The 7,870-nt window shown below is 70.1% G+C and carries 10 protein-coding genes; 4 read left to right on the top strand and 6 right to left on the bottom strand.

The window, feature by feature from the left end; all coding sequences use genetic code 11:
• The coding region (locus AC08OU_RS13745) for a DUF6204 family protein (protein ID WP_476605058.1) at window positions 1-358 on the top strand (358 nt) is incomplete at its 5' end.
• A gap of 219 nt (window positions 359-577) precedes the next feature.
• On the opposite strand, the gene AC08OU_RS13740 is transcribed toward AC08OU_RS13745, so the two are convergent.
• The 4 genes from AC08OU_RS13740 to AC08OU_RS13725 all read right to left on the bottom strand — a co-directional run bounded on the left by AC08OU_RS13740 (window position 578) and on the right by AC08OU_RS13725 (window position 5,161).
• The gene (locus AC08OU_RS13740) at window positions 578-1,678 is read right to left on the bottom strand and encodes an arginine deiminase family protein (protein WP_476605057.1); all 1,101 of its coding nucleotides are present in this window, start codon (window positions 1,676-1,678) and stop codon (window positions 578-580) included.
• A gap of 421 nt (window positions 1,679-2,099) precedes the next feature.
• Window positions 2,100-2,945 carry an ATP-grasp domain-containing protein gene (locus AC08OU_RS13735; RefSeq protein WP_476601649.1) on the bottom strand — a complete coding sequence of 282 codons (846 nt, stop codon included), beginning with the start codon at window positions 2,943-2,945 and terminating at the stop codon, window positions 2,100-2,102.
• A gap of 673 nt (window positions 2,946-3,618) precedes the next feature.
• On the bottom strand, window positions 3,619-4,068 hold the full coding sequence (locus AC08OU_RS13730) for a DUF456 domain-containing protein (protein WP_476601653.1): 450 nt from the start codon (window positions 4,066-4,068) through the stop codon (window positions 3,619-3,621).
• A 49-nt stretch (window positions 4,069-4,117) separates the two neighbouring features.
• Window positions 4,118-5,161, bottom strand: a complete 1,044-nt coding sequence (locus tag AC08OU_RS13725; RefSeq protein ID WP_476601650.1) for a helix-turn-helix transcriptional regulator — start codon at window positions 5,159-5,161, stop codon at window positions 4,118-4,120.
• 64 nt (window positions 5,162-5,225) lie between these two features.
• Between AC08OU_RS13725 and AC08OU_RS13720 the strand changes: the two genes are divergently transcribed.
• The 3 genes from AC08OU_RS13720 to AC08OU_RS13710 all read left to right on the top strand — a co-directional run bounded on the left by AC08OU_RS13720 (window position 5,226) and on the right by AC08OU_RS13710 (window position 6,631).
• Entirely contained in the window at window positions 5,226-5,522 is a 297-nt protein-coding gene (locus AC08OU_RS13720) for a pyridoxamine 5'-phosphate oxidase family protein (protein ID WP_476605056.1), read from the top strand.
• An 87-nt stretch (window positions 5,523-5,609) separates the two neighbouring features.
• Entirely contained in the window at window positions 5,610-5,750 is a 141-nt protein-coding gene (locus tag AC08OU_RS13715) for a hypothetical protein (RefSeq protein WP_476601652.1), read from the top strand.
• 278 nt (window positions 5,751-6,028) lie between these two features.
• Window positions 6,029-6,631, top strand: a complete 603-nt coding sequence (locus tag AC08OU_RS13710; RefSeq protein ID WP_476605055.1) for a TetR/AcrR family transcriptional regulator — start codon at window positions 6,029-6,031, stop codon at window positions 6,629-6,631.
• A gap of 107 nt (window positions 6,632-6,738) precedes the next feature.
• On the opposite strand, the gene AC08OU_RS13705 is transcribed toward AC08OU_RS13710, so the two are convergent.
• Window positions 6,739-7,308 carry a hypothetical protein gene (locus tag AC08OU_RS13705; protein ID WP_462188407.1) on the bottom strand — a complete coding sequence of 190 codons (570 nt, stop codon included), beginning with the start codon at window positions 7,306-7,308 and terminating at the stop codon, window positions 6,739-6,741.
• The gene (locus AC08OU_RS13700; protein WP_462202988.1) at window positions 7,301-7,543 is read right to left on the bottom strand and encodes a type II toxin-antitoxin system HicA family toxin; all 243 of its coding nucleotides are present in this window, start codon (window positions 7,541-7,543) and stop codon (window positions 7,301-7,303) included. Before AC08OU_RS13700 ends, AC08OU_RS13705 begins: the two co-directional genes overlap by 8 nt.
• Window positions 7,544-7,870: the final 327 nt, after the last annotated feature.

Here is a 7,870-nt window from a genome sequence, read left to right as displayed (position 1 = left end):
CGCCATGGGCACCCGTACCTTCCGCATCACCGTCCGCGGCGCCTTCGACGGGCTGACCGATGACCAGCGCACCGAACTGCTGGCCCACGCGGCGGAACACGACATCCTGCAGGCCGCGTTCACGCCGAAGGGCAGCCTTACCTACGACATCGCCACCAGGCCCTTCTTCACCTTCCGTTTCTTGGATTCCGGCGAGACCGAGGAGGACATGGTGGCCGCGACCGACCGTGCGCGGGCGACCGCCGCAGCCTGGCTGACCGAACGCGGCTACCGCTACAAGAACCTCCGGTCGCAGGCCGAGGATCTTTCCGAGGTCCCGTTGGGTGCCCGTGGACGGCGCGCCGCCCAACAGATCTGACCGGGTCTCTGGGCGCGGACAGCCGCGGTCGTCGCCGAGCCGCGGATCGATGCGGAGATGGTCGATGGTGTCGTAACCGTGGGCGGAGGAGGTGAAGATCGGCCCGAGCGCGAAGCCGGACGCACCGAGCCGGCGCACAGGCTTACTGCGGTCTTCGGGTCTGGGAGGCTCCCTGAGGAGCGTTCACGGCCCGTTCTGGAGGGCACGGACGGTGCGCCATCAGTGCAGCGGGACGGTGTTGAGCGCCCGGTGCAGGCTGCCGAACTGCTTGTGATGTTCATCGAACGGCACCGCGACGGTCTGGATCCCGAACCGGGACAGCACCGGTTCGGTCCAGGGCGCACTCGCCGTGGATACCAGGGCGGCCGGCTCCGGCCGGAGGACCGCTTCTGATTCCGGCCGGAGGACCGATTCCGGCGGCGCGAAGGCCGGCAGGAAGAACACCCCCGCGGCGAAGGCGGCGACCATGTCCGGTGCCAGCGGACAGACGGCGAGATTGATCGTTCGCAGGGCATCGACCAGCGTCGTCTCCCGGCCGGCGACGCCGTCGCGTTCCACCACCGCCGGGGCGTGCAGCCGATCGGCGGCGACGAGGGCGATCCCCGGGCCGAGGCCGAGCCAGGAGTTCAGATGGGGCTGGCCGTCACGCCGCAGCTCGTCGCGGACCCGCACCACGTGACCGAAGCTGGCCAGCAGATGCGGACGCAACAGCCCCCAGACTGCCGGGCTGGTCCGCCAACTGGTGCCGAGGACGGCCACATCGCCGCAGCTCACCAGATCCCCGCCTTCCAGGAACAGCGGCTCCGGGACGCGGACCTCGGCCGATCGGCCCCGCAACCCGCGCAGCACGGCCGCCATGACGACTGTCTCGCGGGCCCGGTCCCGGCGCCGCAACCGGCCGACCGCGACCGCTTCACCGAGATCGACATAATGATCACGGGGAAACATCAACCCGGCCAAGGGACGCAGGGCGTAGCTCTCGTCCGCCTGGTCGGGACCGATCACGCCGCGGGCGGCGCCGGGGTCGAGCAGCAGCCGCGGCTGGCGCAGCACCACCGGCACCAGCGCCGGCGCCGACCAGTCGTGGAGCGCCTCGCGGGCGGCGGCCATTCGCAGGTCGTCCTCGGCGCTGACCGCGCGGACGGCGAGCTCGATCAGGACCTCCCGGGGCAGCGCCGCGAGGATCTCGGACGGGGCACAGGGACGGGCCCCAAGGTCGGCGAGCGCCGCTCGCACCGCGGCGGACTCGGCCGCGGCCCGGACCGGGTCGTAGGACGGACGGGGTGCCAGGAACACCGACGTCTCGGCCGGCTGCACCACCGTCGGATTCTGGATGAGAACCGTCGGCCCGGTCATCCGGTGACCAGGTAGCGACCGCACCGGCCCGGCACCCCCAACACCGACACCCCCAACACCGACACTCCCGCCGCGACGGCAGCACCCGCCACGGCGCACCCTCGGCCCCCATCAGCCAACGAGGAGAAAGGAACGGAAAAGCGGAACACAGCCGCGGGGAGAGCGTGGAAGCAACAGCCGCAGACAGATCGACGGCGATGTCCGTACTCGCCCGCCGGACGCCGACCCATATGCGAAGAATCATCTGTCCGATTTCTCGCTGGCGCGTTCCACCTCGGCATTATGCGACCGGGACGCGGAGCCCGGGATACCGCGGGTACGCGACGTGCCGATCGGGCAGGCGTTTACGTGTTCATAATCAGGGTGAGCGACGGCGGCAACGGAATTAGATCCGCATGACAGCCGCCAGGATGCCGTCCCGGAAGCCGATCGCCGCGATGAGACGCGTCAACGCGCGGCTCAGCACGGCGGTCCTGGCCGCGGGTCCGGGGGCCGGCACGACGTGCCCGGTCTCGACCGGGTGCCGCCCGGGCAGCACCCGCTTCGCCGTCACGTTGACGAAGCTCGGCACGCCGTCGCGAACCAGCGCCTCCACGCTGAACTCCGCGCCGACCATCCGGCTCTCCACCAGGTAGCGCCAGTGCAACGGGCGGTTGGGAAGCGCGCCGTCGTCGAGGGCGGCAACCGTCGCCGACCAGATGGCCGCCAGGTCGAGCGGCCCGTCCTCCACCGCGTCGAGGATCTGCACGCCGAGGCTGCCGTGCCGGTTGGCGGGTTTGAGCACCACCGGGCTCTCCACCCCGAAGGCCGCGAGGTCACCCGGGCCGAAGACCTCCCTCCAGCGCGGGGTCGCGATGCCCGCCGCCGTCGCCGCCCGGCGCAGCTCGATCTTGTCTGACAGGCATCGGGCGGCCCCGACTCCCGCGCCCGGCAGGCCCAGTGCGGCCGCGGCCAAGGCCGCAGCGGGGACGCTGTACTCCAGGGCCGGGACGACGGCGGTAAAGGGTCCCTCGGTGGCCGCCGCGGCGAGCACGACGGGGAGGAAGTCCTCGCTCTGGTGGTAGGCCGCCGGGAGCAGGGCCGCCACGCAGGGCAGCTTCTCGACAGCCGGCCGCACCCGCCGCCGGTCGATCAGATCCGGGTCCTCGACGAGGGTGACACTGCCTGGCGGCAGCGCCGAACCCAGCTGGTTGAGCAACGCCTGCCCGAATCCGATCACCAGGACACGCACGGGACGGTCTCCTCTCTTGGCATCCTCCCCGCCCTCAAGGACGGGGCCTGCGCGCTACGTTTCCCGGTCACGTCGTCAGGCCTCGACCAGACCGCGGCCGCGGAACCCGGCGGCCGGATGCCTCCACACGATCCTTGACGTCGAAGGGAAGGACATCGAGGGGAAGAACGGACGCCGCATCGGCCGGTGACTCCGCGGGCGCGCCCGGTACCACTGCGGGGCCCCGGAAGAATGCGACAGAAAAGGCACCGTGGCTTCGACCACGACCGCTCTGAACAATAGTGGAAAAAATATCGTATGAATTTCTGAGATTTTCGACAGGTTCGCCCGGGATCACTCATCCGGGGTTCGATCCGATAGCCCGGTGAAATTCGGAGTGGAACATTCGCCGTCCACCATTGAGATCCGTCAGGAGACGTTCCATCAGCATCACTCGGACGATGCTAACAGCCGCACACGACGGACGAGGTGGCAACCACGGAGCACCGGAAATGGTTACCCCTACTTAACATAGCGATCATGCAGCGGAGGACGCCGTCGGGAGACCGGCCGACCAGGCTCGGGGCCGGCCGGCTCCCCGGATCAGGACGCGCGGACTCCCGGCCCGCACGGACTCCGGAAGACCGGAACCAGCAGCGCGCCGCCACGCGTCGTCACGCGTCGTCACGCGTCGTCAGGCAACGAACTCGCCGACCAACCAGACGAGCACCATCGCGACGCCGGCGGCGAGCTCCACGACCACACCGACCCCGAAGGCGACAATCGCGGCCCAGGTCGTACGGCCCGCCGCTCGCGCATCCCCCAGCCGCGCCAGCTCGGCCAGGTAGATCCCGACCACTCCACCGATCAGGAGCCCGACGACCGGCACCACAAAGAAGCCGATGATCGCGCACACCGCGCCGATGGCCAGGCTGGGCCACGGCACCCCCCGACCGGCGGTAGCCCGAGCCGGCAGGACGTACTTGGTGAGCACCCCGATCACGAACAGCGCGGTCATGAGCGCCAGCACGATCCAGCGGCCGACTCCCCCACCGTCCGCGATCACCCACCACAGACCCGCGCCCCAGACCAGGACGAGGCCCGGTAGTACCGGGAGGACGACGCCAACCAGGCCGACGGCCATCACCAGAGCGACAACGAGCAGCCCGCCGGTACTTATGGCGCGACCTCCTTCACCGGCATCTCCCGATCTCCCGATCTCCCGCGACGGTAGCGTTGCTTCCCACCGCCGCGGTAGCACTGTTCTCCGCCATATTGTTCTCCGCCATGCGCCGACCCACCCCGGCGAAGGCGGCACGCAGTTCGGCAGGGGCGAGCACCACGACCCCGTCCGCCAAGGCACACAGTTGGCTGAGCGCCACCTGGAGCCCCTCCGTCGCGAACTCCACCTCCCGCCAGCCGTCGGCGTCAGGCGGGCCCGCCGCGGCGACGGCCTCCCGCGCGGCCAACGGATCGACGACCTGCCGCAGGCGGGTCAATGCAACCGGGGATAACCGCAGCCGACAGGTCCAACGCAGCAGGGTCCGGGCGAAGTCCTCGTTCGACGCGGCCCACCAGCGGGCGAGGTCGAAGCCGGCGGGCCGCTCGAAGGGCTCTGGCCGGACCATCGCGTGCCTCAGCCGCGCGACGCGATAGCTGCGCACGTCGGCCCGATGACGGGCGACAAAGTACCATACCCCCGCCTTACACACGAGCCCGAGCGGGTCGAGCCGGCGGGCGACCTCGCGGTCCCGCCGGGCGTAGCGGACGTCGACCCGATGCCCGGACCAGACCGCCCCGGCGACGGTGGCCAGGTGCGGGACGGCCTCGTCGCGATGGAACCAGCCAGGCGCGTCGAGGTGGAATCGCTCCCGTACCCGCGCGGCGCGCTCGCGGGGGTACGGCGGGAGCGTGGCGAGGAGCTTGGTCCGGGCGGCCGCGGCGGACGCCGCCATCCCGAGTCCGCCCAGCACCTCTCCCCCCGCCCCGGCGAGGACCAGGGCGGCCGCCTCGTCGCCGGTCAGGCCGTCCAGCCGGGTGCGCCACCCGTCCAGCAGCCACACCCCACCGGCCCGCCCGGTCTGCGTCCACAGCGGCACGCCGGCCGCCTGCAGGGCGGCGATGTCACGGTGCACGGTGCGCACGGACACCTCGAGCTCGGCGGCCAGTTCGGCGGCCGTCGCCCGCCGCACGGCCTGCAGATGCAGGAGCAACGCGGTAAGCCGACTCGATCGCACGTCTGGGAAGCCTAGCCGTGAACCAGGACAGCAGATGGCAGAGTTTCCGGGTCACGATGGCGCGGTGACGACATCCTGGCGCGACTTTGAGACCGCGCAACCCGCCCTCGCCGAGACCGCACGCACCCGGTTCGCGGCATTCCGCCATCACATCCTGACCACCGTGCGTGCCGACGGCTCCCCGCGCACGAGCGGAATCGAGACGAACTTCCGGTTCGGGGAACTGTGGCTCGGGAGCATGCCGGATGCGCGCAAGTCCCGGGACCTGCGTCGCGACCCCCGGTTCGCCCTGGCCGCCAATCCCGGGCCGGGCCAGGACCTGGCCGGCGGCGACATCCGCGTCTCCGGGCGGGCCCGGTGAATCGACGATGAGGAGGTCCTGGCCTCCTTCGCCACCGAGATCGGCCCGCCGACGCCGTTCGACCTCTTCCGCGTCGAGCTCACCGAGGTGGTCCGCACGAGCGTCGACGAGCCGGCCGGGGAGATCGTGCTGGAAAGCTGGCGACCGGGCTATCAGGGGGTGCGGGTGCAGCGCCGTGGCAACGGGCCGGTGCACGAAGACTGGGCCGAAGACGGGGCCAAAGAGTAGACCATTGCAAGCCGCGGGACGGCGTCAACATCGTTGACTATCATGATGCCATCAACGACGAGACCAGCGATCCCACGGCGCCCCGGTCCGACGACGAGAGCCCAGGCTCCGAGGACACCCGGGAGGGTGACGCCGGCACGGACGATCCCGGCGCTGACGAGCCCGGCACGGATGACGACGAGCCGGGGGGCATTGGGACCGCCGGCGCGGAGACCGGTAGGCGGCGAGGTCGGCGGGTCGGTTCCCGGCGGACCCCGCGGGGCACGCTGTCCCGGGAGGTGCTGCTGGCGGCGGCGATGGAGGTCGTGGACACGCACGGCGCGGGCGCGTTCAGCATGCGGGCCCTCGGCGCGTTCCTCGACGTGGATCCCACGGCGATGTACCGACACTTCACGACGAAGAACGCGCTGCTCGACGCGCTGACGGACACGGTGATCCGCGGGGTGGAGGAGCTGCCGGAGACCGACGACCCCCGCCGGGACATCCGGGAGAACTTCCGTCAGCTCCGGCGCTCCCTGCTGGCGCACCCGACCCTGGCGCCGCTGGTGCTGCGCCGCCCGCCCGGGGTGGGCGCCTACTGGGAGCGGGCTGATCACGCGGTCGCCCAGCTTCACCGCGCGGGCATGGATCCGGCCGACGCCGCCAACGTCTACCAGACGCTGCTCTTCTACACCCTCGGCCACACCCTCAGCGAGGCCCGCCAGCTCGCCCGGGCCGTGGAACGGGAGGGGGCCGGCGCCCGCGGCGGCCCGGTCGCGGCGGTACGCCCGCCGGCCGAACACCATCCGGACCTCTCCGAGGCGGCACCCCATCTACGGGAGGAGAACGAGGCCCAGTTCCTCGCGGGCCTCGACCTCATCCTGCGCGATCTCCCCCGGTAGCCGCGCCCACCCACGATGCCGGTTCCCGCCGTCACGCGGACACTCACCGGCGGGCGCTGACCGATGAGGGCTCACCGATGGGGGCTGACCGGCGCGGGGCCCGGCTGTCATGCGCTGAGCTGGAGGCGTGGCCCGGCGAACGTCGCCATGATCTCATCAAAGGTTACCTCCGGCCGGTAGCCGGCACCCGGCGCTTTTTCACCTCGCCACCGGAGCGCGTCGAACTGCAAGGTCCACAGTTCGCTCTCCGTCGCCGGAAGCGCGACGACAACCGCATCGTCCTCGTCGTCCATCTGCCCGGTCAGCCAGGAGACCTGGTCCGACGGCAGCGCACAGACATACACCACCTCGCCCGCGGCGTTCGCCCGCACGGCGCGCAGTTGTTCCGCCTGGCTGTCCACGCCCAAGGCCGCGCCCAGACGCTCGGCGACCAGCTGCCGTTCCCAGGCGTCGGCATCCTGCGCGATCCGGACGATGACACCGCGCACCTCCAGCTCAAGGTGGATCCGCAGGTTGACGTCGGTGTCTCCGTCGAAGTACCAGGCGATCAGATCCGGCAACGCGGCACGAATCTCCTCGGCGGTCGTCTCGGCTGCCACCAGACCAGGACACTGCGGCGACCAGGCCGACCAGCAGGGGCCGTCCCGGCGAACCAGCACCGATACCGCCCTAGACACTATCGATCACCTCCAACGCCTCCTCGACCGTCAGCCCCACCTGCTTGACCAGTATCTGCCGGACGACCCCCGGCCCGACGGTGATCCGGTCATGAAAAGCGAGACGAAGTCGTGGACGTCCGTCCGCCTCCAGCCACCGGTGAGCTGAACCGTCCTGTTTTGTCACGCGATATCCCAATCGTCCAAGCACTCGCAGAAGCTGACGCGCCTTCAACGAGGGAAACTCCCCGGTCACGGAGAGCCGGCGGCCAGGAATGAAACCAGAAGAATCGCACGGATGGTCGTGCGGGCGAATGACTTCATCTCGATACTCCACGTCGTGGTCAAGGACGGGACGTCTCCATGGTAGCCGAGAAGAGAAGCAGGACAATAGGAGTCGAAATGAAATAACTTGCGCGTTTCGAACCCTCCACAGGCCTGTGACCTGCGATGATGCTCTCGATCACGTATTTGTTACTTCATTACGTCCCCATAGACTCGGGAAAATGGCGAAGGATCTACCCTACCCTACCCTACCCTACCCTACCCTACCCTACCTGACATCAAGTTCCGTGGACTCATC

The sequence above is a fragment of the Frankia sp. CcMO1 genome, assembly GCF_977945845.1.
This window is presented reverse-complemented; position numbering and strand designations above follow the sequence as displayed.

Coding starts and splice junctions, on each gene's coding strand:
- AC08OU_RS13730 (WP_476601653.1), bottom strand. CDS start 4,068: ATGGCCGTCGGCCTGGTTGGCGTCGTCCTCCCGGTACTACCGGGCCTC.